The organism is Micromonospora sp. WMMD723 (assembly GCF_049863385.1).
GTDB lineage: Bacteria > Actinomycetota > Actinomycetes > Mycobacteriales > Micromonosporaceae > Micromonospora > Micromonospora wenchangensis.
This window is the reverse complement of record NZ_JBMKNR010000001.1, coordinates 6,202,567-6,227,905: the sequence shown is the minus strand read 5'-3', so window position 1 is coordinate 6,227,905 and position 25,339 is coordinate 6,202,567. Positions and strand designations below refer to the sequence as shown.

Sequence of the window (25,339 nt, the reverse complement as noted above, 5' to 3'; positions counted from 1 at the left end):
GCCCCTGGTCACCGCTGCTGTCCGGGGCGACCACCCCACCCCGCGACCCCCGACGGACCCCAGCAGCCATCTCCGGAGCAGGCCGATGCGTGTCCTCCACGTCAACAAGTTCCTCTACCGGCGCGGCGGCGCCGAGGGCTACCTGCTCGACGTCGCCGAGCTGCAGCGGGGCGACGGCGACGAGGTGGCGTTCTACGGCATGACCCACCCGGACAACGACGCGCCCACCCCGTACGCCAGGCACTTCCCGTCCCACGTGGAGCTGGACCCGACGCCACGCGGCGCGGGCGCCCGGGCGGCGGTCGCGGCCCGGATGATCTGGTCGCCGGCCAGCCGGCGGGGCCTGGCCCGGGTGCTCGACGAGTTCCGGCCCGACGTGGTCCACCTGCACAACATCTACCACCAGCTCTCCCCGTCGGTGCTGGCCGCGGTGCGGGCCGCCCGGGTGCCGGCGGTGATGACCCTGCACGACTACAAGCTGGCCTGCCCCAGCTACCAGATGCTCGACCGGGGAACGGTCTGCGACGCCTGCGTGACCGGCGGCCCGCTGCGCGCGGCCCGCCGCCGCTGCAAGGACGGTTCACTGGGGGCCAGCTCGCTGCTCGCCGTCGAGTCGTGGCTGCACCGCACCACCCGGGCGTACGGGCCGGTGCAGGCGTTCGTCAGCCCGAGCCGGTTCCTGGCCGACGTGATGCGTCGGGCCGGGGTCTTCCCCGACCGGATGCACGTGGTGTCGCACTTCGTCGACGTCGCCGCGACGGCGGTGAAGACGGCACCCGGGGGCCCGGTGGTCTTCGCCGGTCGGCTGGCCGCCGAGAAGGGTGTCGACGTGCTGATCGAGGCGCTCACCCGGCTGCCCGACGACGTCGTGCTGGAGGTCGCCGGGGACGGCCCGGTCCGCGACGGGCTGACCGAGCTGGCCCGGCGACGGGCCCCCGGCCGGGTCCGCTTCCACGGCCGGCTGGACAAGGCCCGGCTGCACGAGCTGGTCCGCTCGGCCACGGTGGTGGCGGTGCCGTCGCGGTGGAACGAGAACCAGCCGATGGCGGTGCTGGAGGCGTACGGCTGCGGGGTGCCGGTGGTCGCCTCCGACCTGGGCGGCCTGCCGGAGCTGGTGACCCCGGGGGTGGACGGCGAGGTGGTGCCCGCCGACGATCCGGCCGCGCTGGCCGCCGGGCTGCACCGGGTGCTGGCCGACCCGCAGCGGGCGTACCGGATGGGGCGGGCCGGGCGGGCGCGGGTGGAGCGGGACTTCTCCCCGCAGGCGCACCTGACCCGGCTGCGGGAGGTCTACGCGACCGCCGCCCGGACCGTGCGGGAGCCGGTGTGAACCCCCCGGTGCGGGTGCTCTACCTGGCCGGCAGCGGGCGCAGCGGCAGCACCCTGGTCACCACCGTGCTGGGTCAGTACGACGGGGTCTTCGCCGCCGGGGAACTGCGCTACCTGTGGCAGCGCGGCGAGGTGGAGAACCGGCCCTGCGGCTGCGGCCGACCGCTGCGGGACTGCCCACTGTGGCAGCGGGTGCGCCGGGAGCTGCCGACCGACCGGGCCGCCGCGATCGCCGCCGGGCTGCGCGGCCGGCTGCGGATGCGCGGCCTGCCGGCGCTGCTGCGCCGGCACCGCCGTGGCGTCCGGCCGGTGCCCGCGCATCCCGACGACGCGGCGCTGGCCGACCTGTACGCCGCCGTGGCCCGGCACACCGGGGCCCGGGTGGTGGTCGACTCGTCGAAGCTGCCCCCGTACGGCGCGTTGCTCGGCGCGTTGCCCGGCGTCGAGCTGCGGGTGCTGCACCTGGTGCGCGACCCCCGGGCCACCGCGTTCTCCTGGCGTCGCCGCCGGGGGCTGGACGGCGACGCCGACCCCGAGCTGATGAGCCGACCGCCGGTGGCGAAGGCCGCCCTGCTCTGGCTGGTCTGGAACACCGTCACCGTCCGGCTGTGGGCCGACCGCGCCCCGGCGGGCTACCTGCGGGTGCGCTACGAGGACCTGACCGCCGACCCGGAGGCGACGCTGCGCCGGATCGCCGCGTTCGCCGGGGTGGACCCCGACGGCGGCCCGTTCACCGGCCCGGCGACGGTCCGGCTGACGCCGACGCACTCGGTGGCCGGCAACCCGTCGCGGCACCGGACCGGTCCGGTGCCGATCACCGCCGACGTGCAGTGGCGGCACGACCTGTCCCGCCGGTCGTACGCGCTGGTCACCGCGCTGACCGCGCCGGGGCTGCGCCGGTTCGGCTACCCGTGGCGGCGCGGCGGCCCGGGGCCCGGCCCGGCGGTGGGGTCCGGGCCGGCGGTGGTCTCCGGCCAGACGGTGGGGTCCGGGGGGTCGGCGCAGGTCCGGCAGCCGGCGGCGGCCGGGCACGAGGAGGGCTGAGCGATGTTGGCGGTGGTGGTGGGCACCGGGCGGTGCGGGTCGACCCTGGTGCAGGAGCTGTTGTCCCGGCATCCCGGGGTCGGGTTCGTCTCCGGGGTCGACGACAAGCTGTCCCGGCTCAACCTGACCGGCCGGTTCAACGGCCCGCTGTACCGGCGCTCCGCGCCCCGCCCGGCGGGCATGACGTCGCTGCGGCACAGCCGCCGGCTGCTGGAGAAGGGTCGGCTGCGGGTCGCCCCGTCGGAGGCGTACCACCTGCTGGACCGGCACGTGGTGGCCGGTTTCTCCCGCCCGTGCCGAGACCTGAGCGCCGACGACCTGACCCCGTACCTGCGGCGGCGGCTGCGGGCCTTCTTCGACGCCCGGATCGAACGGCAGGGCTGCCGGCTGCTGCTGCACCACGTGACCGGGTGGCCGCGCACCGGGTTCCTGCGGGCCGGCTACCCGGAGCTGCGGGTGGTCAACGTGGTCCGCGACGGTCGGGCGGTGACCAACTCCTGGCTCCAGATGGGCTGGTGGGACGGCTGGCGCGGACCGGAGAACTGGTTCCTCGGGCCGCTGCCGACCGACCTGCAGCGGGAGTGGGAAGAATACGACAGGTCGTTCCCGGTGCTCGCCGCGCTGGGCTGGAAGATGCTGATGGACTCCTTCGCCGAGGCCCGCGCCGCCCACCCGGAGGGGCAGTGGCTCGACGTGCGCTACGAGGACCTGCTCGCCGACCCGCGCGCCGAGGTGGCCCGGATGCTCGACTTCCTCGGCCTGGACTGGTCACCGGCGTTCGAGAAGGGATTCGGACGCTACCGGTTCCACGCCGGGCGGCAGGCCGCCTACCACGAGGAGTTGGGCGTGGCGCAGCTCGCCGCCGTGGAGCGGGTGCTGGACAAGCCGCTGCGCCAGTGGGGCTACCGGGGCTGACCGGGCCGGCACCCGCCACCCGGACGACGGGTGCCGTCGCGTCGGCGTCGTCGGAGCGGCGTGGGGAAAGTTCCTACAGGTGCAGGTGGTGGTGCCGGTCGGTCGGCCCATAGCGTGCCGGGTCTCGGGACTCTCAAGGAGACTGCATGGCTGCAATGGGAACGCCCCTCCGCGCCGGGGTGGCCGTACTGTCCGCGGTGCTGCTCGCCGCCCTGGGCGCGGCACCACGGGCGCAGGCGGCGGCGGACGAACCGGCGATCGTGGTCCAGGACGGGGTCACCCAGCCGGTGTTCGGCTATGGCGACGCCATCCGGGAACGCCTGTTCATCGACTCCACCTTCGACAGCGACAACGACGGTCTGCGCGACATCATCGCGTTCGACCTGATGCGACCGGCGGCCACCGCGAACGGGCTCAAGGTGCCGGTGATCATGGACGCCAGCCCCTACTACTCGACGGTCTGCCGGGGCAACGAGTCCGAGTGCAAGGCCGACCTGGACGGCGACGGCCTGCTCGACAAGTGGCCGCTGTTCTACGACAACTACTTCGTGCCGCGCGGCTACGCGGTGATCCTGCTGGACATGGTGGGCACCAACAACTCCACCGGCTGCCCCACCACCAACGCCAACCAGGACAACCTCAGCGCCAAGCAGGCGATCAACTGGCTCAACGGCCGGGCCACCGCGCGCAACGCCGCCGGTCAGGTGGTCACCGCCGACTGGCACAACGGCAAGTCGGGCATGATCGGCAAGTCGTACGACGGCTCGCTGGCCATGGCGACGGCGGTGACCGGCGTCAAGGGCCTGACCACGGTGGTGCCGATCAGCGGCCCCACCGAGTACTACGACTACGTACGCAGCAACGGGGTGGTCACCCGGGGCAACAGCTACGTGGCGTCGCTGGCCAACACGGTCACCAACCCGGAGCGGCGGGACTACTGCAAGCCGGTGCGCGACGCGATGGCCGCCGCCGACGGCGACGAGAGCGGTGACTACACCGCCTTCTGGAACGAGCGCAGCTACGTCAAGAAGGTCCCCAACATGACCGCCAGCGTGCTGCTCTACCACGGTCTCAACGACGACAACGTCCGCGCGGACCACTTCAGCAAGTTCTGGTACGCCCTGGCGGAGAACAACGTCCAGCGCAAGCTGTGGCTCTCCCAGGAGGGACACGTCGACCCGTTCGACTCGCGGCGTGCGGTGTGGGTGTCCACCCTGCACCGGTGGTTCGACTTCTGGCTGCACGGGGTCGCCAACGGCATCATGGACGAACCCCGGGTCGACCTGGAGCGGGCCGCCGACGTGTGGGAGACCCACGCCGACTGGCCGATCCCCGGCAAGGCCGACACCGAGGTGTTCCTCCAGCCCGGCACCACCGGGGCCGGAGGGCTGAAGCTGGTGCCGACCGCCAAGCCGGCGACCGGCGCGTTCCAGGACAGCCGGACCCAGAGCCAGAACACCATGATCCTCAACCCGGACACGGTGCAGCCGAACCGGCTGGCGTTCCTGTCCGCGCCGCTGACCGCGCCCCTGCACATCTCGGGCACGCCGACGGTGCAGCTGCGGGCCTCGGCCGACCAGACCGACACCAACTTCGGGGCGATCCTGGTCGACTACGGCACCGACGAGCGGGTGGCGCACCGCGCCTCCGGTGAGGGGATCGTCACCCTGGCCACCGAGGACTGCTGGGGGTTGAACAGCCCGACCGACGACGGCTGCTACAAGCAGACCGCCAAGCGGGTCGCCACGGCCGACTACGAGCTGGTCACCAAGGGCATCATGGACGCCCAGAACCGGCAGTCGATCCGCACCGCCGTGCCGCTGGTGGTGGGGGAGTCGTACAACTTCACCTTCCCGCTGCTGCCGGAGGACTACGTGTTCAAGCCGGGCCACCGGATCGGCGTGATCATCGTGGCCAGCTACCCGCAGTACTCCAGCCAGGCGGACACCACCGCCGCGAACATCCAGGTCGCCCTGAAGAGCAGCAAGATCGTTCTTCCGGTGGTCGGCGGCACCCCCGCCGCCCACGCGGCAGGTCTCTGACCGCTCCCCGGGGTGGCCGCCGCAGCACCGCTGCGGCGGCCACCCCGCCCGGTCACCCCACCGTGCAGGGGGTGCCGTTGAGCACGAAACCGGTGGGCGGGACGTTCGGGCCGCTGTAGGCCCCGACGAAGCCGGCGGTGGTGCTGCCACCGGCGGCGATCCGCCGGTTGTCGTCGGTGGCGGCGACCGTCACGGTACGCCCGGTCTGCGTCCAGGTGGCGCTCCAGCCGCTGCTGACCTGCTGCCAACTCGTCGGCCAGGTCCAGGTCAGCGTCCAGCCGTCGACGGGGTTCGCCCCGTTGTTGACGATCTCGACGTTGCCGACCCAGCCGTTGCCCCAGTCGCTGGCGGTGCTGAGCCGGACGGTGCAGCCGCTGTCGGCCGGGCCGGCGGTGGTGAAGGTGACAGGCGACGACGACCAGGACACCTTCCCGGCGGTGTCCCGGGTCAGCACGTTGAGCGTGTACCGGGTGCCGGGGACGAGGTTGTCCACGGTGAACGAGGTGCCGGCCGTCTCACCGAGCTGCTCGCTGACCGTGCCGTTCTGCCGGTACACCTCGTACTTGGCGATCGGGGCGCCCTTCGGCGGGGCCGGCGACCAGGAGATCGTCGCCGACCGGTCGGTCACCCCGCTCGCGGTCGGCTGCCCCGGCGGTGCCGGGTGCGCGGTGACCGGGGACGAGGGCCGCAGCACCAGCGTGGTCAGCGAGTACGCCGGCAGGGTCCGGCTGGCGGCGCTGCCCGACTGCCCGGTGACCACGCCGGACGCCCCGTTGGTCAACGAGTACGTGGTCGGCGCGGCGTCCGACGGGGTGAAGCCGGCGTAGTCGATGGTGACCGGGTGCGCGTTGGCCGGGTCCTTGTTGACCAGCAGCACCGCGAGATCCCCGTCGGCCCGCCGCACGGCGTGCGCGGTGACCAGCGGCTCGTCGGTGGCGGCCCGGACGAACTGGTCACCCGGCCGGGCGAACAGGTTCATCATCGACAGTCCGTGGTACGGCGCGAACGGGGTGTTCAGCGGCGGCTCGCAGACCGAGTTGTCGGCGGTGCAGGTGCCGCTGGACAGCAGCCCGAAGTCGCCGTAGTCGGTCTGCCCGGCCACCTCGGTGACGGTGCCGATGCCGTTGTGCACGTTCCACCACTGGACCGTGAACACGCCGTTCTCCAGCAGGTCACTGTAGGCGTCGGCGAGGAACAGCGCGCCCGGCTGGGTGTTCTGGCCGGTGCCGACGTTCAGCTCGGTGAAGCTGATGCCGATCCGGGCGGCGTTCGGGCCCGCGTACCGGGCGAGCTGGTCGCGCAGCAGGTGGGCCGCCTCGTCGATGTGGGCCGTACGGGAAAGCGACTCGGCGGCGGTGCCACCCGGGTACCAGTGCACGTCCACGAAGTCGATCTTCGGGCCGGCGATGGAGAGCACGGTCCGGTTCCACGGGCCCGGGTCACTACCGGCGGTGATCCCGTCCGGCCAGTTGCCCGGCATGGTCAGCACCGCGCCGACCTTGATCGTGGGGTCGACCGCCTTCATCGCGTCGGCGTACTCGACCACCAGCCGGGCGTACTGGCTGGCGCTCTTGTCGGGGTGGTCGTCGGCCTCCCAGGCCGACCCGTAGTGCCCGTTGCCGTAGTTCTCGTTGCCGACCGTCCACCACTTCGCGCCGTACCCCTTGGTGACGTTGGCGTAGCGCACCCAGTCGGCGGCCTCGGCGGGGGAGCCGGTGCCGTAGTTCGCGATGATCATCGGCTGCGCGCCGACCCGCCGGGCGGCGGCCATGAACGTGTCGAAGTCGGTGTTCGGGGCGACGTACCCGCCGGGCGCGGTGTGGTCACGCCAGTGGTAGATGTCGGCGTACGAGCCGCCCGGGTAGCGCATCATGCGCACACCGGCGGCCTTGAGCAGGTCCGACGTCTCGGCCGTGCCGAGCTGGGAGTCCCAGATGGCGTGGTTGACGCCCAACGCGGTGGCCGGAACGCCTGCCAGCCCGGCGTTGGCGTTGACGGTCACGGCCACCGGGTCGGCCGCCGCGTCGGCGGGCGACGGGCCGGTCACGGCGAGCCCACCGGTGGCGAGCAGCAGGCTCGCGGCGAGCGCCGTCGCGCGCCCCGGGCCGCGACGCGACGGTGGGGCGGAAACTCTGTTCATACGGGGTTCCTTCGGGGGTCACCACAGCACACCGCCCGGCCGGTCGGGGTTGCGTCGCCCACGAGGGCGTCGAGACGGCGGGCGGGACTGATGGACGGGAGTGCTGGCGTCGTTCCGTCGTGCTCGTCGCCGTCCCCCGGAAACCCAGCGGCTCCCGGTTGCCCTGGACGACTGTCAGCCCCACGCGTGGCACGTCATCGACGCATCAGAATCCCACGACGATCGTGGCGAATTCAAGGCGGCGGGCCCGGGTGGCGTCGTGTCGTGCCGCCGTCGGGCCCGGTCGCCCGGCCGGGACGGCTCACCGCCGGGCGGCCACCCTCACCGCCGGGCGGCCACCCTCGCCGCGACCCCGGCCGCCCGTACCACCGCCGCCATCCGGCGGGGCCGGGAGACGACCGCCGGCCGGGTACGCAGGCAGTCGCGCACCACGTCGGCGGCCCGCTCCACACTGAGCAGCATCGGCTTGACCGGCGACTTCGCCATCTTGGTGTCGACGAACCCGAACCGCACGACGGTCACCCGCACCCCGTGCGGGCGCAGCGCGCCCCGCAGCCCCACCAGGTACGACGTCAACCCGGCCTTGGCGGCGGCGTACCCGGGGGCCTGGGCCGACGGGGCGGCGTCGGCGAGGCTGGACAGGCCCACGAGGTGCCCACCGCCCCCGGCCACCATCGCCGGCACGACCACCTCCACGGTGTGCGCCGCACCGATCAGGTTGACCTCCAGCGCCCGGGTCTGCGCCGCCAGGTCACCGAGGTCGAAGAACTCACCGACCCCCGCCGCGTAGACGCACACGTCCACCCCGCCGAGCCGGTCGACCGCCCCGGCCAGCACGGTGCGGTAGGTGTCGCCGGTGACGTCGGCGACGTGGTGGGTGTACCCGGGGGCGGTCAGGTCGCTGCCGCTGCGGGACACCCCGGCGACCGTCCAGCCGGCCGTCACCAGTTGCCGGGTCAGGGCCAGCCCGACGCCGTCGCTGTTACCCACCACGATCGCCCGTCGCCCCTGCGCAGCCATGCCCCGGACTCTAGACATCACCGTCCGGCCCCGACGTGACGCCACCCCGCCCACCGGGTCGGTGGACGGGGTGGCGGGGGAGTGGCGACCGTCAGGGCTGGCCCTGGTAGACCTCGTCGTCGGCGCCCCGGACGAACAGCCGCACCAGACCGCCGTAGACGCTTCCCGCCGGGGCGGAGATCGTCGGGCCGGGACCGTCGACCGTGCTCCACGCCGACCACGCGCCGGAGTCCTGGAGGTACCAGGCGGTGCGCACGTCGTCGCCGCCGGTGCGGACGAAGACGTGCAGCCCGCCGCCGTAGACCAGGGCGGCCGGCGCGGACGCGGCACGCGCGGTGCCGGGCACGTCGCTCCACCCCGACCAGGTGCCGGACAGCGAGTACGTGTTGCTGCGCACGTTGCCGTTCGTGCCCCGGACGAAGACGTGCAGGTATCCGCCGTAGATGGCGGCGGACGGGGCCGAGTTGGCGCCGGTCGGGCCGGCGAGGGTGACCCAGCCGGACCAGGCGGCGGTGTCCAGCGTGTACTGGTTGGTGCGGACCTTGCCGTTCGCGCCCCTGACGAACAGGTGCAGTTGGCCGCCGTAGACGGCGGCGGACGGGGCCGAAGACGCGGACGTGGTGCCACCGACCGTGCTCCAGCCGGACCAGGTGCCGGTGTCCAGGGCGTACCGGTTGGTGCGGACCTTCTGGTCGGACTGCACGAACAGGTGCAGTTCCCCGCCGTAGACGGCCGCCGCCGGTGCCGAGGTCGCCATGGCGTCACCGGGGACGGTGGACCAGCCGGACCAGGAGTCGGGGTTGGTGTCGTACCGGTTGACCCGTACCTGCCCGTCGGGGCCCTGCACGAAGACGTGCAGCTCACCACCGTAGGTGGCGGTGGCCGGCGCGGACCGGGCCTGCGCCGTGCCCGGCACCGGCGTCCAGCCCGCCGCGCGGGCGGCCGGGGGCCGGGCGGTCGCGGAGGTGACGCCCGTGGCGGGGCCCGCCGGGTGGCCGACCGCCGGCACGGCGGCGGCGGGCGTGGCGACGAGGGTGACCGCGCCCAGGCCGAGAGCGAACGCGGGCAACCGGTGCCGCACCAGTTTCATCGATAGACTCAGACGCATAGACGCTCCCTTGTGGACGCTCGGTGGTGACGACGGCACGGTCTGCTCGCGGCTGGTCCACCGGGCTGCGCACCACCGCCCGTCCCGGCGCGGCCGGCGACCCCGGGCGACCCCCCGTCACCGTCACCCTATCGATCCGCCCGTACCCCCACATCAACCGAACCACCCCACCCCGCCCGTCCGCGCGACGACCCGCCCGGCCGGACGGGGAGGGACAGCGGTGATCAAGAGCTTTGCGTCATCCGGATCGGCTCCGGTGCCGCCGACCTCTTGATCACCGCCGGGGGCGGCACCTGTCAGACGACCGCGCAGGGGGAGCCGTTGAGGGTGAAGAAGGCTGGTTTCGCGGTGTTGCCGGTGTGGTTGGCCTGGAATCCGATGCTGACCGAGCCGCCCGGCGGGATCGAGGCGTTGTAGGAGACGTTGGTGGCGGTGACCGCTCCGCTGGTCGGCGAGTAGGTCGCGTTCCAGCCGCTGGTGATGGTCTGCCCGGCGGGGAGGGTGAACGCCAGGTTCCAGCCGTTGATCCCGGTGTCCCTGAGGGTGGTGATCGTGATCGCGGTGGTCAGGCCGGTGTTCCAGGCGTTCACGGTGTAGGCGACCCGGCACTCGGCCCCCGGACCCGGTGTGGTGGGCGTGGGCGGGAACGGCGTCGGCGGCGTGGTCGTCGGCACCGGCGGGGTCGTCGTGGGCGGCGGCGTGGTGGTGGGCGGCGGGGTCGTGGTGGGCGGGGTCGTGGTGGTCGGCGGTGGGGTCGTGGTCGGCGGGGCGTCCAGCCCGAAGAAGCGGATCGCCTGGGCGGCGTCGACCGGCAGGTTGTGCGTGACGCCCTGCATGCTGATCGCCTCGACCGGCGCGGTGCCGCCGCTACCGCCGTACCGGGTGCGGGTGTAGCCGGCCTGCGGGGTGTCGGTGAACGTCGGCGTCTGGCTCAGCCCCTGGACGTTCGTCCACTGCTTGACCTCCTCGCCGAAGTTCGGGTAGCGCAGCGTCTCGTCGTTGGTGCCGTGCCACAACTGCATCCGGGGCCGCTTGCCGGTGTACCCCGGGTAGGCGTTACGGACCAGGTCGCCCCACTGCTGCGCGGTCTTGGTGACCTGCCCGTTGGCGCACTGGCTGTTCCACTCCGAGCCGTCGGTGGTGGCGAAGCAGCCGAACGGCACCCCGGCGAAGGCCGCGCCCGCCGCGAACACGTCCGGATAGTCGCCGAGCAGCACGTTGGTCATCATCGCCCCGGACGAGGTGCCGGTGGCGAAGATCCGGTTCGGGTCGACGGCGTACCGGGACCGGACGTAGTCGACCATCGACTTGATGCCCACCGGGTCGCTGCCCCCGTCGCGGCGCAGCGCCTGCGGCGAGGAGACGTCGAAGCACTTGCTGCTGCGGGTCACCGACGGGTAGATCACGATGTAGCCGTACCGGTCGGCCAGGGCGGCGTACTGGGTGCCGGAGTAGAACGCGGGGCCGCTGCCGGTGCAGTAGTGCACCGCCACCAGCAGGCCCGGCCGGGCCGCCACGGTGTTCGGCACGTACAGGTACATCTGCAGGTTGCTCGGGTTGGCCCCGAAGTTGGTCACCTGGGTCAGCGTCGCCGCCGAGGCGGGGGTGGGGGCGGCGATCGCGGCCAACGCGGTGAGCGCGGCGGCGACCAGGGCGGTGCCGAACAGTTTGATCCTGGATCTCATGGGACGGGTTCCTCCGGAGGCTCGCGGACGTGCGGCTGCGCCGATCGAGGCTGCCCGGCGCTCGATCGTGTCCGGCTCAGGAACATCCATGAGTATCGTTAGGCTGTCCCCGGCTTGGCAAGGTGGCCCGTGCCACCGGAACTTCCGGTTCCCGGGCAGCGTGGACACCGGCGTCCGGCGGGGCCGGCCCGGTGGATAATGACCCCCATGCGTGGTCCTGCGATGACGGACGTCGCCCGCCTCGCGGGAGTCTCCCACCAGACGGTCTCCCGGGTGCTCAACGACCACCCGAACGTGCGGGAACAGACCCGGGTGCGGGTCCGCGCGGCGATCGCCGAGCTGGGCTACCGGCCGAACCGCGCGGCGCGGGCACTGGTCACGGGCCGCTCCCAGTTGATCGGGGTGGTCGCCCAGAACAGCACCCTCTACGGCCCGGCGTCGCTGCTGGCCGCCCTGGAGCAGGCCGCCGCGTCGGCGGGGTTCGCGGTCAGCGTGGGCAGCGTCAGCACCCTCGACCGGCGGTCCATCTCCGCCGCCGTGGAGCGGCACCTCGACCACCGGGTCGCCGGCATCGTGGTGATCGCCCCGGTGGCCTCCGCCGACGAGGCGCTCGACCACCTGCCGCACGGCGTGCCGCTGGTCACCGTCGACGGCGATCCGGCCCGGGAGGCGGCACTGGTCACCGTCGACCAGGCGGCCGGGGCCGGGCTGGCCACCCGGCACCTGCTGGACGCCGGGCACCGCACGGTGTGGCACGTCTCCGGCCCGGCGGACTGGTTCGACAGCGCCGGGCGGGTCGAGGGCTGGCGGTCGGCGCTGCGGGCGGCCGGCGCGGAGGTGCCGCCGGTGCTGTCGGCCGACTGGAGCGCCGCGTCCGGCTACCGCTGTGGGCAGATGCTGGCCCGGATGCCGGAGGTGACGGCGATCTTCGCCGCCAACGACCACCTCGCGCTCGGGGTGCTGCGGGCGTTGAGCGAACGCGGGCGTCGGGTGCCGGACGAGATCAGCGTGGTCGGCTTCGACGACGTGCCGGAGGCGGCGTACTTCATCCCGCCGTTGACCACCGTGCGGCCGGACTTCGACGCGGTGGCGCGCGCCGGCCTGGCGATGCTGCTGCGGCAGATCGAGGCCGGCCCGGGGGTGGTGGAGCGGCACACCATCGCCCCGACCCTGGTCCACCGGGCCAGCGTCGCCGCCCCACCCACCTGACCCCACCCACCCTCGCGGATTGACCCCGCCCCCGCGGTGTTGGCCCCGCCCTCGCGGGTTGGCCCCGCCTCCGCGGGTTGGCCCCGCCTCCGCGGGTTGGCCCCGCCTCCGCGGGTGATCAAGAGGTTTGCGTCAACTTTGATCTTCAAGTTGACGCAAACCTCTTGATCGACGCGGTCCGGCGGGCGTCGGGGGCGGCGGTCCGGCGGGCGTCGGGGGTCGGGGGTCGGGGGAAGCCGGGTGGAACGGGGGCGGGGGTCAGGCCAGGGCGTCGAGCGCGGCGCGGTCCGCCGGGGTCAGCCGCAGCCGGGCGGCGGCCATGTTCTCCTCCAGGTGCCGTACCGAACTGGTGCCGGGAATGACCAGCACGGTCGGCGAGTAGGCCAGCAGCCAGGCGATGGCGACCTGCGCGCGGGTCGCGCCGTGCGCGTCGGCGATCCCGTCGACGGTACGGCGTTGCGCGGCGCTGACCTCGGGCCCGAACGGCAGCGGACGCCGCCCCTGCCGCGCACCGAGCAGCCCCGCCGCCAGCGGGAAGTACGGCACGAAGGCGATGCCCTCCTCGGCGCACCGCCGCAGCACGTCGAGGCAGTCCCGGTCGAGCAGGTGGAACCGGTTCTGCACGGCCGCGATCGGGATCGTCGCCCGCGCCTGGTCGAGCTGCCTGACGGTGACGCCACTGAGCCCGACGTCGCCGATCAGGCCCTCGTCGCGTAGCCGCACCATCATGGCGAACGACTCGGAGAACCGGACGTCGCCCGGACGCAGCAGCCCGTCCCCGCCGACGCGCAGGTAGACCAGTTCCAGCCGGTCCCGGCCCAACCGGCGCAGGTTCTCCTGCACCTGCCGGCGCAGTTGGTCGGGTGCCCCGGCGGGCACGAAGTCGCCCCACCTGTCGCGCTCCACCCCGATCTTGGTGCCGATCACCAGGTCGTCGGGGTACGGGTGCAGTGCCTCGCGGATCAGGTCGTTGGTCACGTGCGGGCCGTAGAAGTCGCTGGTGTCGAGATAGTTGACGCCCAGCTCGACCGCCCGGCGCAGCACCGCCAGTGCGCCCGCGTGGTCGTCCGGGGGGCCGAAGACGCCGGGGCCGGGCAGTTGCATGGTGCCGAAGCCCAACCGGTTGACGCTCAGCTCGTCGCCGAGCCGGAGCCGCCCGACCTCCGGCGCGAGCCTGTCCGACAGTGTCACCGCTGCTCCCCTCGGGGGACGCCACATCCCGCGACGCCCGCGTGCGCGGGCCGACCGGCGAGTCGTGCGCCCGCCTCCCGTCGGCCATCCTCGCGGACGACACGGACGCCGTCCCGCAGGTGGACACCGCGTGTCGTCGAGATGGTGACCCTGGGTGAGTGTGGGTGCGGCGTCGGCGACGGGTCAGCGCAGCGGGCGCGGCCCGAAGTCGAGTGCCCGGTCCACGCCGATGTGGAAGAACCAGCAGGCCGCCACGAGCGCCAGCGGTGTCCACCCGGTCGCGTCGAGCGCGTGCGCCAGGCCGTACCCGGCGAGCAGGACGAACGGGGCGACGTAGGTGTGCCCCAGGTTGTAGACGATCGCGCCGACGTGGTGGTCGACGGCGTAGCCGAGCATCGACAGGTCGAAGACGAGGAACAGGGCGAACAACCACCACCAGGCGAAGCCCGTCAGCACGACGAGGACGACGGCCGCCGCGGCGACGGCCGCGCCCTCGACGCGGTAGAGGACGGGCACCGGGGTGGCCGGTGGCGGGGTGCGGGCGGGCGGGACGGTCACCGGCCCTTCCAGTTCTCAAGGGCGGACACGACGCTCTCGACGGCCCGTTCGTAGCTGCGTTCCAGGTCGGCGGCGAGCGCGAACGCGCCGGCGGTCTCCAGGCTGACGAAGCCGTGCAGGACCGTACGCAGCAGCCGGGTGGCGTCGACCGCGTCGTCGCCGAGCAGCCGGTAGCCGACGAGCACCCGGTAGACCACCTGGACGGCGGCGTCGCTCACCCGCTGGTCCTCGGCGTCGTCGGGGTCGGGTGCCCGGACGGTCATCGGGTACTGCACCGGGTTCTGCCGGGCCCACCTGCGGTAGGCGGTGGCGAGGCTGCGGACCGCGTCGTCGCGGGCCCGGCCGACGCACGCCTCGGCGAGCGTCGCGGCCAGGTTCGCCTTGGCACGCAGCATGATGCCCCGGCGGAGTCCCGGGAGGCCGTCGACGTGCTTGTAGAGCGACGGGACGCGGACGCCGAGGCTCCCGGCGAGCGCGGCGAGGGTCAGCTCGTCCTGCGGGTGCGCTTCGAGCAGGTGCGCGCCGCGTGCGACGACCGTGTCGGTGGTGAGGCCGGCCCTAGGCACGGGTGGTGATCCGGGTGAGGAAGTCGAGCACCGCCGCGGTGGTCCGTCCGGGCTGTTGGGACTGCGGGTAGTGGCCGGCCTCGGGCACCATGACCACCTCGCCGCGCAGGGTCGCGCCGATCCATGCCGCCTCGGCCGCCGGGTCCGTGAAGTCGGGGTCGCGCTCACCCATGACGACCAGCACCGGGGTGTCGACCTCGGCCAGCCGTGCCTCGGCGGACCGGTGGTCGGTCTGCCGCGCGGTGCGGGAGAACGCCGTGCCGTAGCCGGGCTGGCGGAGCTTGGCGACGACGGCCGCCCGGTATTCGGCGAAGTCGGCGGGTTTGGCCCCGGCGTACAGGGTGGGCAGGTAGGCATTCCAGACACCTGCCACCCAGAGCGGGGACGTCAGCACCCGCAAGAGGGTCCGCATGCCGGGGACCTGCCGGGGGTTGCGGACGAACGGCCCGACGAGCACGAGCCCGCGGACCTGCCCGGGGTGCTCGGCGGCGACGATGACCCCGGCGCCGGCGGCCAGCGAGTTGCCCACGATGACGGCCGGCCGGCCGAGTTCGTCGATCAGGGCGCTGATGTCGGAGGCGGTCTCGGGGTCGCCGTAGGAGGTGAAGGTGGTGTCGCTGTCGCCGTGGCCGCGCAGGTCGGTGGTCGCCACCGTGTAGCCGGCGGCGACCAGGGCCGGGGCGAGGAACCGGTACGACGAGCGCAGCTCGGCCATGCCGGGGACGAGCACCACGAGGGGGCCTTCGCCCTGGAGGTCGTAGGCGACGCGGCCCTGGGGGCGGTGCAGGTAGCGGGTCGGTGGGCGGGTGCTGGGCCGGGAGTCCGTCATGAAGCTAGCTTAGCTAGCCGAAAAGCTAATGCCAATAGCTTTGCCGGGGAAGGTGGCGGTCGGCACCCCAAGCGCGAAGCGTGGTTCAGCAACATCGAATAACCGGCATGCAGGCCGTGCTGGTTACTATTCCTCTGAGCAACTTTCAGGTTGCTCATCGTGCTGGGGGGAGGTGCGATGAGTCCCGGATGCGCGGCGACCCTCCCGGCCGGTACGGCCCGAGGTGCCCGCCCTGCCCACGACACCACCGTCGTGCCGAGGGGCGGTCCCGGCCCCGTCGTCGCGGCTGCGTCGACGGCCACCACCTGCCGCGCTTCCCGGCATCCGCTGTTCACGGCGGTGCCGCCGCCGTTCACGTTCGGGCCGCCCGCTGCCGGGCGGCGGAGTCCCGCCGCGGGCGGCGTCCGGGGGTGGCCACCGGTACCCTGGGGGGACGGATGCGCATCTCAGATCTGGCCAGGATCAGTGGTGTTCCACTTCCGACGATCAAGTTCTACATCCGGGAGCGGCTGCTGCCGCCGGGCCGTCCCACCGCACGCAACCAGGCGGAGTACGGCGAGGAACACCTCGCCCGGCTCCGGCTGATCCGGGTACTGGCCGGCATCGGGCGACTGAGCCTGTCCTCGGTGCGCCGGGTGTTGGCCGCCCTCGACGACAGGTCACTGGCGTTGGGCGCGCAGTGCCGGGCCACCATCTGGGCTCTCTTCCCCGACCAGCCCGAGGAGGACGACACGCCGGACGTCGGGCCGGCCCGGGTCCAGGTCGACGCGTTCATCGACCGGCTCGGTTGGGAGGTCGACGTCGCCTCTCCGGGCCGCGACACCCTCGCCCACGTGCTGACCGCGTTGCAGCAACTGGACGCCGACTGTGACATCGAGCTGTTCAGCGAGCACGCCGAGAGCGCGGAGCGGATCGTGACGCACGAGTTCCAGTACGAGTCGGCGCACTCCGCCACCGCGATGGCGGTCTGGAACGTGCTGTCGGAAGTGGCCTTCGAGGCGATGCGCCGGATGGCGCAGGAGAGCTACCTGGCGCGCCGCTACGCCAGTCCCGCCGAACAGCCGGCCACCGCCTGAGCGCCGCTGGATGCCGGGCCGCCGGTCCGTGACGACGGTGCGCCGGCACCCGCCGGTCAGCCGGTGCGCGGCAGCGACGGCAGGTCGGCGGCGTGCACCACCGGTGGATCGAAGGTGCGCATGGGGCGCAGGGTGAGGTCGGCCCGGGCCGACCGGGCCGGGACGCCGACCGTCACCGGGCCATGGTGCCCGACCAGCAGCGGACGGACGCCGGTGGCCGGCCGGCGCCGGTGCGTCGCGTGGGCCAGCACGAACCAGGTGCCCGGGGGCACCGGACCCAGCAGGTACGGCCCGGGGCCGGGCAACACGGTGGAGCTGACCGGTCTGCCCTGCTGGATACGTTCCGGGAACAGCCCCACGAAGACCCAGTCGGGCGCCTCGCCGGGCAGCGCCCGGACCTGCCCGTGCACCGTCGGCCCGGTGGTCTCGGCCGGTTCGGTCCGGACCGGACCGGGCGGCCGGCCCGGGTCCTCCCGCCCGGTGGCGCGGCCGAGCCGCCGGAAGCTGGAGGGGGAGAGGCCCACGCTGTTGCTGAACCGGGCGCTGAACGTGCCGACACTGGCGTAGCCGACCTGGTGACTGATGTCCGTGACGCTCCACGAGGTGGCCAGCAACAGGTGCTTGGCGCGCTGGAATCGAATGGCCGAGAGAAAACGCCCCGGTGACACTCCGGTCACCCGGTGGAACACCCGGCAGAAGTGGTACTTGCTCAGCAGGGCGGTTCGCGCCATTTCGTCCACGCTGAATTGCTTTCCCAGATTCCGGTGCATTTCGGCGATGACCCGCCGGACCGCCCTGCTGCTGTGGTCTTCCATCGTGCCCCCGGCGAGCGTCATGGTGGGTGCTGGGCTGCAACGATGCAGCTTCCCGCCGGCTCCGCTGTCCCCCGGGGCGGTGACGGCAACTGGTGGACGGATGGCAGAAAAAGGGCTTTGCGGTTATTTCGAATCAGCTGGCCTCAATGCTAGGGCACCCTCAATGCATGGTCAACGGCGCGCAATGCGAATGGCGCTAACGGCTGCATTTTCCGGATGCGTACCCCTCGTCTTACCGGTGATGATTGCGGCCAAGGCCCGATGCGCCCGGCTCGGGACCGATGTCGGAAAAGCGATCCCGGGGGCCCACCCGTCGCCGGCCGTCGACTCGACCGTTGACCTGGGCAGCGAGGAACGTGCGCCCGGCCCGTCGCCGGGGCCGCGAGGAGAGACGTCCCGGAATGGGGAAGACGATGACCGACGACGCCGACGACGAGACCCGACCCGGGCCCGGTCGCCCCCGTACCGCTCCCCGCCCGGCGGGCGCGGACCGGCCGCCCTCCGCCCTTGACGCCTGGGGACGGGCGAACCGGCGCGGGCAGTGCGACTGGTCCGAGCCGGACGCCGAGCCGCACCTCATCCGCGGCCTGGACTGAACGGCCCCCGACCCCGCGGCCTGGACTGAACGGCCCCCCGACCTCGCGGCGTCGACTGAACGGCCCCCGACCCTGCGGCGTCGGCCAGAACCGTCCCCGACCCCGCGGCGTCGGCCAGAACCGTCCCCGACCCCGCGCGTCGCCGTCAGCCGGTGGCCAGCGGCAGCCGGACGACGAACCGGCAGCCCTCGGCGACGTTGTGCACGTCCACCCGGCCGCCGTGCGCCTCGACCAGCCCGCGCACGATGGCCAGCCCCAACCCGCCGGAGCCGGCCGGGGACCCGTTGCCCGGGTGCGGGGTACGCGCCGGCTCGCCCCGGAACGCCACGTCGAACAGCCGGGGCAGGTCCGCCTCCGGGATGCCGCCGCAGGTGTCGGCGACGGCCAGCCAGGCGACGTCACCGTCGCGCCCGGCGTTGACCTGTACGGTGCCGTCGGCCGGCGTGTACCGCACCGCGTTGAGCAGCAGGTTGCCCACCACCCGGCTCAGTTCGGGTTCACTGGCGGCCACCGTGGGCCACCCGGAGGCGGCGGACACCAGCCGGATGCGGCGGGCGGCGGCCAACGGCGCGGCGCCGGCCAGTGCGTCGGAGACCACGTCACCCAGCGGCACCGCCGACAGCGACAGCCGCAGCGCCCCGGCGTTGATCCGGGACAGCTCGAACAGGTCGTCGACCAGCCGGGTCATCCGGTCGGTCTCCACCCGGATCCGGCGGTGGTACTCGTCGACCGTGTCCGGGTCGGCGACCACCCGGTCCTCCAGCGCCTCCGCCATCGCCCGCAGCCCGGCCAGCGGGGTCCGCAGGTCGTGCGAGACCCAGGCGACCAGGTCCCGCCGGCCCTTCTCGATCCGCCGCTCCCGGGCCCGCGCCTGGTCGGCCCAGACCGCCGCCGAGGCGAGCCGCCTGGCGAACAGCCAGCCGACCGCGAGGCTGACCAGCGCCGCCGCCGAGACGGTGATCAACACCACCTCCAGGTCGTGCGGGGAGAGGAACATCGCCTCGGCGATCACCGCCACCCCGGACACGACCGCGCTCACCGTCATGGCCAGCAGCACCGTGACGTGCACGGTGATGGACCGGCCGCGCAGCAGCCGTAGCACCCCCGCGCCGAGCAGCCCCACCCCGCCCGACGCGGCCAGCGCCGCCCCGAAGATCAGCGCCAGGTCAGTCATCGACCGGCTCGTACCGGTAGCCGACGCCCCAGACCGTGACGATACGGCGCGGGTTGGCCGGGTCGTCCTCGATCTTCTCCCGCAGCCGGCGTACGTGCACGGTCACCGTGGACTGGTCGCCGAACCGCCACCCCCAGACCCGTTCCAGCAGCTCGGCCCGGGACAGCGCCCGGGTGGGATGCTGCATAAGGTGGGCGAGCAGGTCGAACTCGCGCAGGGTCAGGGCCAGTTCCCGCCCGTGCAGCCGGGCCACCCGGGGGCCGGTCGACACGGTCAACCCGCCGTCGTCGAGCACCTGCGCCGCCGCCGTGACCGGCTCACCGCCGGCCCGGCGCAGCACCGAACGGACCCGCAGCACCAGCTCCCGAGGGGAGAACGGCTTGCTCAGGTAGTCGTCCGCGCCCAGTTGCAGGCCGAGGATCCGGTCCGCCTCGTCACCCCGGGCGGTTAACATCACGATAGGTACGCCGTCCGGCCGCTGCCGAAGCCGCCGGCACACCTCCAGCCCGTCGAGCACCGGCAGCATCACGTCCAGGACCACGAGCTGCGGTGGCGCGGCGGCCACGGCGGCGAGCGCGGCGGCCCCGTCCCCGACGTGGTCCACCTGGTAGCCGGCGTGCTCCAGATAGCGGCACACCACGTCGCTGACCGTCCGGTCGTCGTCGACCACCAGCACCCGCTGCGCCACCGGCACCTCCCTCTCGTGCCGGCCAGCGTAGCCCCGCGCACCCCGGCCGCGACCCGCCGGAAATCTTGCCAGGTGCTTACGGTCCGCGCGGCTCAGGCCGCCCGGCGGTCCCGGGCCTGCGCCCCGTACGGCTGCGCCGTGACCGGGCGGGGCTCGTCGAGGTCGTCGAGCCGCAACCGCCACCGGGACCTGCCGGTACGCCGGGGATGCGACGGGCCGGCCGGACGCGGACCCAGCCGGTACAGCAGCACCGTGATCAGGTAGCCGCCGACCAGGAACCCGTGGCTGACCAGCCGGGGCACCGCCACCTGCGCGGTGACCAGGTCGTTGACCGACAGCAGGACCAGGGTGGCGACGAAGGCGCTGAGCATCGGCAGCAACCCGGCCGGCGGGGTACGCCGCAGCGCGACGAAGAGGAAACCGGCGCCCACCGCCACGTTCCACGCCGCCGACTCGTGCCACAGGTGCTGCCCCGCCGGGTGCAGGTGTTCGGCGTTGACACCCTGACCCACCTGGGCCAGGCCGAGGGCGAGCTGGACCGCGCCGAGCAGGCCCAGCGCCACCCGCAACCCGGTGACCAGCCCACCGGGCCACCGCACGGCACGCCGGGGGGCCGGTGGCGGCACGGCGGCGAGGATCGACTCGGTCAGGTCGGGTGCCGTGGCCGTCACCACCCGGGTCCGGGCCCGCCGGGTCACCATCGCGGCGACCCCGTGCCAGGCGCGGCAGTCCGCGCAACCGTCGAGGTGCGCCTGCACCGCCACCCGCTCCTCGGCGGTCTCCTCACCGTCGAGCTGGGCCGACAGGATCTCCCGCCACGCTGCGCACCGCATCGGGCGATTGTCGCTCATCCCGGCACCCCGTCGGCGCAGCGCTCCGACAGGGCGTACCGCATCAGCACCACGTCGCCGATCTGGCGTACCTCGGCGAGCCGGGCCCGCCGGCCCGGATGCCACGGGAACGCGCCGTCACCGACGAACCGGGGGGCCCGCCGGTCGCCGACGAAGAACGGGGCGACCACGAGGTGCAGCTCGTCGGCGAGGCCGGCGGTGAGGAACTGGGCGTGCACCGACGCGCCGCCCTCCACCATCAACCGCCGCACCCCCCGGCCGGCCAGGTCGGCCAGCACCCGGGCCGGGTCCAACGGGTCACCCGCGTCGACCACGGTGGCCAGCCCGGACAGCAGCTCGGTGGTCTTGTCCACCGCCGGCCCGGCGCAGTAGACGACCTTCTCGGCGTCCCCCACGGTGAAGAACCGGGCCTGCGGGTCCAGCAACCCCCGGGCGGTCATCGTCACCTTCACCGGCGACGGCGGCAACCCGGCGGCCTGCCGGGCGGCCCGCAGCCGCGCCGAGCGGACCATCAGCCGGGGATCGTCGGCCCGGATCGTGCCCGCGCCGACCAGGATCGCGTCACAACCGGCCCGGACGGCGTCGATGCGCTCCATGTCCTCGGCGTTGGACAGCAGCAGCCGCTCCCCGGTGGCATCGTCGATGTAGCCGTCGATCGACGTGGCGCAGCTCAGCAGCACGTACGGCCGCCCGGTCGACGCCGGCACGGCGGTGGTCGTTGTCGCCGGCACGGCGGTGGTCGTTGTCGCCGGTACGGCGGTGGCCGCCGTCCCGGCCGGTACGACACCCATCTCAGTTCAACGACGGCAGGTCGACGGCCCGGGCGGCGGCCCGGCTGGCCTTCGCCGCCAGGTAGTCGGCGTTGGCGGGGGAGAGGAACACCCCGGTCGGCACCACCTCGGCGACCGCCACCCCGAGCCGGGTCAACTGCTCGGCCTTGTCCGGGTTGCTGCTCAGCAGCACCAGCTCCGGCACCCCGAGCACCGCCAGCATCTGCGCGGCGGCCCGGTAGTCCCGTTCGTCCTCGTCGTGCCCGAGCGCCACGTTCGCCTCGTAGGTGTCCAACCCGGCGTCCTGCAGGGCGTACGCGTCCAGCTTCGGGTAGAGGCCGATGCCGCGCCCCTCCTGGCGCAGGTAGAGCAGGAAACCCCCGGCGTCGGAGATCCGCTGCACCGCCTCGCGCAGCTGCGGGCCGCAGTCGCAGCGCTGGCTGCCGAAGACGTCCCCGGTGAGGCACTCGCTGTGCGGGCGGACCAGCGGCGCCGCCCCGCCCGCCGCGTGCCGGCGCAGCGCGCCCGCCCAGTCGCCCAGCCCGAACGCCAGGTGCTCCCGCCCGTCCACCAGCCCGTCGAAGGAGAAGACCCGCGCCGTGGTGGCGTACCCGTCGGGGAACCGCAGCGGGACCGTGACCTGTGTCCGGACCGTCGCGGCCGGCAGTGCGTCGTACATGTGTCTCCTCTGTCAGGCGCTGCCGGCCAGCCCGGCAGCGGGTACCGGTGAGGAACCACCCTGGCCTCCCACCGTACGGTCACCCGGTCGTCCGCGCAGCGCGGACGGGCGACCCCGCAGCACCAGCACGGCGGCGCCCGGCAGGGCCGCCACCAGCACCAGTGCTCCGTACACCAGGGCGGTCGCCACCCCCTCGGCGGCGCCCAGGCCGGCGGCCCCGAACGCCCAGGCGGCGACGCCCTCGCGCGGGCCGAAACCCGCCATGTTTGCGGGCAGGCCCATCGCCAACAATGCCAGCAGCGTCAGCGGCACCAGCACCGCCAGCGGCGCGGTGACCCCGGCCACCCGGGCCGCGAGCACGAACGTCGCCAGGTGGCAGCCGACCACCACCGTCGAGGTCAGCAGCACCCCCGGCCCGGTCCGCCGGCCCAGCAGCCCGGCCCGTACGTCGGCGACGGCGGCGCGCAGCGCGCGGGCCCGCCGCGACGGGCCCGACCGGGGCAGCGCCCGCACCAGCACCACCAGCACCAGGCCCACCGCCGCCGCCACCGCCGTCACCGTCGGCAGGTACGGCCGCACCGGCGACGGCAGCGCCAGCAGCAGCGCCACCGCCAGCACCACCTGGACGAGCTGCCCGGCGGTCCGTTCCCAGACCACCGCGCGCACGGCCCGGCCCAGGTCACCGGCCTCCCGGCCGTGCCGTACCGCCCGGTGCACGTCGCCGAGCACCCCGCCGGGCAGTGTCGCGTTGAGGAACACCGCCCGGTAGCAGTCGGCCACCGCCGTGCCCAGCGGCAGCCGGATGCCGAGCGCCTCGGCGACCAGCCGCCACCGCCACGCGCAGCCGACCGTGGCCAGCGCGCCCAGGGCCAGTGCGCCCAGCACCGCCGGGGCGTCGATCCGGCGCAGCCCGGCCAGGGCCGGACCGGTGCCCAGCCACCACAGCAGCACGCCGACCAGGGCCACCCCGCCCAGGTTGCTCAGCCAGGCCCAGGCGGTACGGGCGTGGGCGGGTGACGTGCCGGTGGCGTCGGATGACACGCGGTTCCTCCTCCGGAGATCCTGTCCCTTCTCACGTACCGGCCGGCGAACCGGTTCATTCCACCCCGGCGAGCAGGTCGTCGTGGCCGACGGTGACGGTGAGCCGACCTGCCGCCGCCTCGGCCCGCCGCCACCGGGCGTACCCGGCCGTCCGGTCGGCCAGGTCGGGACGCTGGGCCACGGCCGCCTCCAGCCAGCCGTCGAACCACTCCACGATCAGCTCCGCCTGCTGCGGCCCCAGCCGCCACGGGGTCGACCGCACGGTCACCGGCATGCCGTGCCTGGCGAACTCGGCGACGGTCACCCCGGCGGCGTCCGGGCCGAGCAGCACCCGGCCGTCGACCGTACGCCGCTGGTGGGCGTCGAAGGCGGCGGCGACCTCGGCGTCCAGCGGGTCGGCGGGGTCGAACCGGACCCGACCGACCACCGAGAGCACGAACAGGCTGGGGCAGCCGACGCCCGCGCAGGCGGCCACGATCCGGGCGATCTCGTCGGCGGTGAGCATGTCCAGCAGCGCCGACGCGGTGACCAGGTCCGCGTCGGCCAGGTCGGCGGGGGTCAGCCGGGTGATGTCGCCCTGCCGGGTGGTCACCTCGACCGGGGTGCCGTCGCCGGCCACCGGCACCGCCGCGCCGGCCCGGTCGAGCAGCCCCTGGTCCCGGTCGTGCAGCACCCAGCGCTGCGGGCCGGGCAGCAGCGGGGCCAGCCAGCGCAGCATCGACCCGGTGCCGCTGCCCAGGTCGTGCACCACCCACGGCCGGTCCCCGCGCAGCGACGTGACCGACGAGGACCCGGTCACGAGCAGGCCGGGCCCACCGGGGGTGGCCGCCGGCAGGCCGGGGCCGCCGGGGCCGGCGGCCGGTCCGGTGCCGGTGAGCCGGGCGCGGAGCAGGTCGACCAGCTCCCCGCTGCGGGCGTCGGCGTCGGCGGGTTCCCGCAGCCGCAGCCAGTCGGCGAACGGTTCGGTGGCGTACGCGGTCATGTCCTCACTCCGTCCAGCACCTGGGAGATGATCGTCACGGTGGCCGGCCAGCCGGGCAGGTCGGCCCGCCGGCCCCGGGCCGCGTGGCGCAGCCGGTCCCGCAGGTCGGCCGAGTGCAGCCAGCGGCGCAGGGCGCCGGCCAGCGCCACCGGGTCGTCCGGCGGCACCAGCACCCCGGGCGCGGCACCGTCGCCGGCCCGGCCCAGCGCCTGCGGCACCCCGCCGACCGTGCTGCCCAGCACCGGGATCCCCCGGGCCAGGGCCTCGACCACCACCATCCCGTAGGTCTCGGCCCGCGACGGCAGGACCAGCAGATCCGCTCCCGCGTACGCCGCGTCCAGCGCCGGCCCGGTCACCGGTCCGTGCCAGCGCACCCGCCCGGCCAGCCCGTCCCGCTCGACCCGCCCCCGCAGCCCGGCCACGAAGGCTGGGTCACGGTCCAGCGCGCCCACGCAGTCCAGCGTCCACGGCCTGTCGACCAGCCCGGTCAACGCGTCGACCAGCACGTCGTACCCCTTGACCGGGGTGACCGCCGCGACGCACAGCAGTGCGGTGCCGGCGGCCGTGCCGGGGGCGACGTCGGCCGGGTCGACCCCCGGGGTGGCCACCGTCACCCGGGCCGGGTCGATCGGGTGCCGGGCCAGCAGCAGTTCCCGAGTCCAGCCGCTGGTGGTGACGAGCGCGTCGGCCAGCGGCAGGGCACGCGCCTCGGCGTCGTCGCCGAGCGGCATGTGCACCAGCACCACCTGGCGCAGCCGGCCGGCCTGCGCCGCCAGCAGCTCCGGCACGGTCGAGGCGACCAGCCCGTCGTAGAGCACCGGCACCCCGTCCGGCAGGGCCGCGAGCAGCCCGGCCAGCCGCGTCCGCGCCGCCTCGTCGGGGCGCGGCCAGTCCCCGGGTACGCCGTGCTCGTGCACCGTCCAGCCGGCCGCCCCGAGCCCGGCGCAGACCCGCCTGTCGTACGCGTTGCCGCCGCTGGGGGTGGCCGGGTCGTCGATGTCGCCGGGCAGGACGACGTGCACCGCCCGCAC

The 25,339-nt window shown here is 74.1% G+C and carries 24 protein-coding genes; 7 read left to right on the top strand and 17 right to left on the bottom strand.

The window, feature by feature from the left end; translation table 11 throughout:
* Nucleotides 1-85 precede the first annotated feature (85 nt).
* From ACN261_RS27160 to ACN261_RS27145, 4 genes are all read left to right on the top strand, one after another.
* Nucleotides 86-1,330, top strand: a complete 1,245-nt coding sequence (locus ACN261_RS27160; protein ID WP_425852838.1) for a glycosyltransferase — start codon at nt 86-88, stop codon at nt 1,328-1,330.
* Nucleotides 1,327-2,373 (top strand): sulfotransferase family protein, encoded by a 1,047-nt coding sequence (locus ACN261_RS27155; RefSeq protein ID WP_425852836.1) that lies wholly within the window; start codon nt 1,327-1,329, stop codon nt 2,371-2,373. The genes ACN261_RS27160 and ACN261_RS27155 overlap by 4 nt, the downstream gene beginning before the upstream one ends.
* 3 nt (nt 2,374-2,376) lie before the next feature.
* A complete protein-coding gene (locus tag ACN261_RS27150; protein ID WP_425852834.1) occupies nt 2,377-3,288 on the top strand; it encodes a sulfotransferase family protein in 912 nt (303 codons plus the stop codon).
* A gap of 146 nt (nt 3,289-3,434) precedes the next feature.
* A complete protein-coding gene (locus ACN261_RS27145; RefSeq protein ID WP_425852832.1) occupies nt 3,435-5,330 on the top strand; it encodes a CocE/NonD family hydrolase in 1,896 nt (631 codons plus the stop codon).
* Between the two features lie 52 nt (nt 5,331-5,382).
* On the opposite strand, the gene ACN261_RS27140 is transcribed toward ACN261_RS27145, so the two are convergent.
* The 4 genes from ACN261_RS27140 to ACN261_RS27125 form a co-directional block, all read right to left on the bottom strand.
* Nucleotides 5,383-7,470 carry a cellulose binding domain-containing protein gene (locus tag ACN261_RS27140; RefSeq protein ID WP_425852830.1) on the bottom strand — a complete coding sequence of 696 codons (2,088 nt, stop codon included), beginning with the start codon at nt 7,468-7,470 and terminating at the stop codon, nt 5,383-5,385.
* Between the two features lie 321 nt (nt 7,471-7,791).
* On the bottom strand, nt 7,792-8,490 hold the full coding sequence (locus ACN261_RS27135; RefSeq protein WP_425852828.1) for an SDR family NAD(P)-dependent oxidoreductase: 699 nt from the start codon (nt 8,488-8,490) through the stop codon (nt 7,792-7,794).
* A gap of 91 nt (nt 8,491-8,581) precedes the next feature.
* Nucleotides 8,582-9,598: a hypothetical protein gene (locus tag ACN261_RS27130; RefSeq protein ID WP_421482486.1), complete on the bottom strand. Its 1,017-nt coding sequence runs from the start codon at nt 9,596-9,598 to the stop codon at nt 8,582-8,584.
* Between the two features lie 296 nt (nt 9,599-9,894).
* Nucleotides 9,895-11,283, bottom strand: a complete 1,389-nt coding sequence (locus ACN261_RS27125) for an extracellular catalytic domain type 1 short-chain-length polyhydroxyalkanoate depolymerase (RefSeq protein WP_425852826.1) — start codon at nt 11,281-11,283, stop codon at nt 9,895-9,897.
* A 207-nt stretch (nt 11,284-11,490) separates the two neighbouring features.
* On the opposite strand from ACN261_RS27125, the gene ACN261_RS27120 reads away from it, so the two are divergent.
* Entirely contained in the window at nt 11,491-12,492 is a 1,002-nt protein-coding gene (locus tag ACN261_RS27120; protein ID WP_421482484.1) for a LacI family DNA-binding transcriptional regulator, read from the top strand.
* Nucleotides 12,493-12,750: 258 nt separating this feature from the next.
* Here ACN261_RS27120 and ACN261_RS27115 read toward each other — a convergent pair whose 3' ends face one another.
* The 4 genes from ACN261_RS27115 to ACN261_RS27100 all read right to left on the bottom strand — a co-directional run bounded on the left by ACN261_RS27115 (nt 12,751) and on the right by ACN261_RS27100 (nt 15,636).
* Entirely contained in the window at nt 12,751-13,683 is a 933-nt protein-coding gene (locus ACN261_RS27115; RefSeq protein WP_421482483.1) for an oxidoreductase, read from the bottom strand.
* Between the two features lie 183 nt (nt 13,684-13,866).
* Nucleotides 13,867-14,241 (bottom strand): DUF4260 family protein, encoded by a 375-nt coding sequence (locus tag ACN261_RS27110; RefSeq protein WP_421482482.1) that lies wholly within the window; start codon nt 14,239-14,241, stop codon nt 13,867-13,869.
* On the bottom strand, nt 14,238-14,807 hold the full coding sequence (locus ACN261_RS27105; protein WP_421482481.1) for a TetR/AcrR family transcriptional regulator: 570 nt from the start codon (nt 14,805-14,807) through the stop codon (nt 14,238-14,240). The genes ACN261_RS27110 and ACN261_RS27105 overlap by 4 nt, the downstream gene beginning before the upstream one ends.
* On the bottom strand, nt 14,800-15,636 hold the full coding sequence (locus ACN261_RS27100; RefSeq protein ID WP_425852823.1) for an alpha/beta fold hydrolase: 837 nt from the start codon (nt 15,634-15,636) through the stop codon (nt 14,800-14,802). Before ACN261_RS27100 ends, ACN261_RS27105 begins: the two co-directional genes overlap by 8 nt.
* A 437-nt stretch (nt 15,637-16,073) precedes the next feature.
* Between ACN261_RS27100 and ACN261_RS27095 the strand changes: the two genes are divergently transcribed.
* Nucleotides 16,074-16,712: a MerR family transcriptional regulator gene (locus ACN261_RS27095; RefSeq protein WP_421482479.1), complete on the top strand. Its 639-nt coding sequence runs from the start codon at nt 16,074-16,076 to the stop codon at nt 16,710-16,712.
* A 56-nt stretch (nt 16,713-16,768) separates the two neighbouring features.
* On the opposite strand, the gene ACN261_RS27090 is transcribed toward ACN261_RS27095, so the two are convergent.
* The gene (locus tag ACN261_RS27090; RefSeq protein WP_421486843.1) at nt 16,769-17,527 is read right to left on the bottom strand and encodes a helix-turn-helix domain-containing protein; all 759 of its coding nucleotides are present in this window, start codon (nt 17,525-17,527) and stop codon (nt 16,769-16,771) included.
* A 413-nt stretch (nt 17,528-17,940) separates the two neighbouring features.
* Between ACN261_RS27090 and ACN261_RS27085 the strand changes: the two genes are divergently transcribed.
* Nucleotides 17,941-18,123 (top strand): hypothetical protein, encoded by a 183-nt coding sequence (locus ACN261_RS27085; RefSeq protein WP_421482477.1) that lies wholly within the window; start codon nt 17,941-17,943, stop codon nt 18,121-18,123.
* A gap of 145 nt (nt 18,124-18,268) precedes the next feature.
* Here the strand turns inward: ACN261_RS27085 and ACN261_RS27080 are convergent, their stop codons facing one another.
* The 8 genes from ACN261_RS27080 to ACN261_RS27045 form a co-directional block, all read right to left on the bottom strand.
* Nucleotides 18,269-19,297, bottom strand: coding sequence for a sensor histidine kinase (locus ACN261_RS27080; RefSeq protein WP_421482476.1), 1,029 nt, complete (start codon nt 19,295-19,297; stop codon nt 18,269-18,271).
* Nucleotides 19,290-19,985, bottom strand: coding sequence for a response regulator transcription factor (locus tag ACN261_RS27075; RefSeq protein ID WP_363653442.1), 696 nt, complete (start codon nt 19,983-19,985; stop codon nt 19,290-19,292). Before ACN261_RS27075 ends, ACN261_RS27080 begins: the two co-directional genes overlap by 8 nt.
* A gap of 92 nt (nt 19,986-20,077) precedes the next feature.
* A complete protein-coding gene (locus tag ACN261_RS27070) occupies nt 20,078-20,818 on the bottom strand; it encodes a zf-HC2 domain-containing protein (protein ID WP_421486842.1) in 741 nt (246 codons plus the stop codon).
* 14 nt (nt 20,819-20,832) lie between these two features.
* Nucleotides 20,833-21,627 (bottom strand): RibD family protein, encoded by a 795-nt coding sequence (locus ACN261_RS27065; protein WP_425852820.1) that lies wholly within the window; start codon nt 21,625-21,627, stop codon nt 20,833-20,835.
* Nucleotide 21,628: 1 nt separating this feature from the next.
* Nucleotides 21,629-22,285, bottom strand: a complete 657-nt coding sequence (locus ACN261_RS27060) for a GTP cyclohydrolase II (RefSeq protein ID WP_363653448.1) — start codon at nt 22,283-22,285, stop codon at nt 21,629-21,631.
* A 12-nt stretch (nt 22,286-22,297) separates the two neighbouring features.
* Nucleotides 22,298-23,326, bottom strand: coding sequence for a lysylphosphatidylglycerol synthase domain-containing protein (locus ACN261_RS27055; RefSeq protein ID WP_421482474.1), 1,029 nt, complete (start codon nt 23,324-23,326; stop codon nt 22,298-22,300).
* Nucleotides 23,327-23,381: 55 nt separating this feature from the next.
* Complete coding sequence (locus ACN261_RS27050) at nt 23,382-24,308, bottom strand: class I SAM-dependent methyltransferase (protein WP_425852816.1); 927 nt, start codon at nt 24,306-24,308, stop codon at nt 23,382-23,384.
* The gene (locus ACN261_RS27045) at nt 24,305-25,339 is read right to left on the bottom strand and encodes a glycosyltransferase family 4 protein (protein WP_425852814.1); all 1,035 of its coding nucleotides are present in this window, start codon (nt 25,337-25,339) and stop codon (nt 24,305-24,307) included. The genes ACN261_RS27050 and ACN261_RS27045 overlap by 4 nt, the downstream gene beginning before the upstream one ends.

What these genes read in the sequence shown, in the direction of transcription:
- ACN261_RS27065 (WP_425852820.1), bottom strand. Translation starts at nt 21,627, where the DNA reads ATGGGTGTCGTACCGGCCGGGACGGCGGCCACCGCCGTACCGGCGACA.
- ACN261_RS27130 (WP_421482486.1), bottom strand. Translation starts at nt 9,598, where the DNA reads ATGCGTCTGAGTCTATCGATGAAACTGGTGCGGCACCGGTTGCCCGCG.
- ACN261_RS27050 (WP_425852816.1), bottom strand. Translation starts at nt 24,308, where the DNA reads ATGACCGCGTACGCCACCGAACCGTTCGCCGACTGGCTGCGGCTGCGG.
- ACN261_RS27145 (WP_425852832.1), top strand. Translation starts at nt 3,435, where the DNA reads ATGGCTGCAATGGGAACGCCCCTCCGCGCCGGGGTGGCCGTACTGTCC.
- ACN261_RS27090 (WP_421486843.1), bottom strand. Translation starts at nt 17,527, where the DNA reads ATGGAAGACCACAGCAGCAGGGCGGTCCGGCGGGTCATCGCCGAAATG.
- ACN261_RS27095 (WP_421482479.1), top strand. Translation starts at nt 16,074, where the DNA reads ATGCGCATCTCAGATCTGGCCAGGATCAGTGGTGTTCCACTTCCGACG.
- ACN261_RS27100 (WP_425852823.1), bottom strand. Translation starts at nt 15,636, where the DNA reads ATGACGGACTCCCGGCCCAGCACCCGCCCACCGACCCGCTACCTGCAC.
- ACN261_RS27060 (WP_363653448.1), bottom strand. Translation starts at nt 22,285, where the DNA reads ATGTACGACGCACTGCCGGCCGCGACGGTCCGGACACAGGTCACGGTC.
- ACN261_RS27150 (WP_425852834.1), top strand. Translation starts at nt 2,377, where the DNA reads ATGTTGGCGGTGGTGGTGGGCACCGGGCGGTGCGGGTCGACCCTGGTG.
- ACN261_RS27080 (WP_421482476.1), bottom strand. Translation starts at nt 19,297, where the DNA reads ATGACTGACCTGGCGCTGATCTTCGGGGCGGCGCTGGCCGCGTCGGGC.
- ACN261_RS27070 (WP_421486842.1), bottom strand. Translation starts at nt 20,818, where the DNA reads ATGCGGTGCGCAGCGTGGCGGGAGATCCTGTCGGCCCAGCTCGACGGT.
- ACN261_RS27160 (WP_425852838.1), top strand. Translation starts at nt 86, where the DNA reads ATGCGTGTCCTCCACGTCAACAAGTTCCTCTACCGGCGCGGCGGCGCC.
- ACN261_RS27085 (WP_421482477.1), top strand. Translation starts at nt 17,941, where the DNA reads ATGACCGACGACGCCGACGACGAGACCCGACCCGGGCCCGGTCGCCCC.
- ACN261_RS27120 (WP_421482484.1), top strand. Translation starts at nt 11,491, where the DNA reads ATGCGTGGTCCTGCGATGACGGACGTCGCCCGCCTCGCGGGAGTCTCC.
- ACN261_RS27140 (WP_425852830.1), bottom strand. Translation starts at nt 7,470, where the DNA reads ATGAACAGAGTTTCCGCCCCACCGTCGCGTCGCGGCCCGGGGCGCGCG.
- ACN261_RS27135 (WP_425852828.1), bottom strand. Translation starts at nt 8,490, where the DNA reads ATGGCTGCGCAGGGGCGACGGGCGATCGTGGTGGGTAACAGCGACGGC.
- ACN261_RS27125 (WP_425852826.1), bottom strand. Translation starts at nt 11,283, where the DNA reads ATGAGATCCAGGATCAAACTGTTCGGCACCGCCCTGGTCGCCGCCGCG.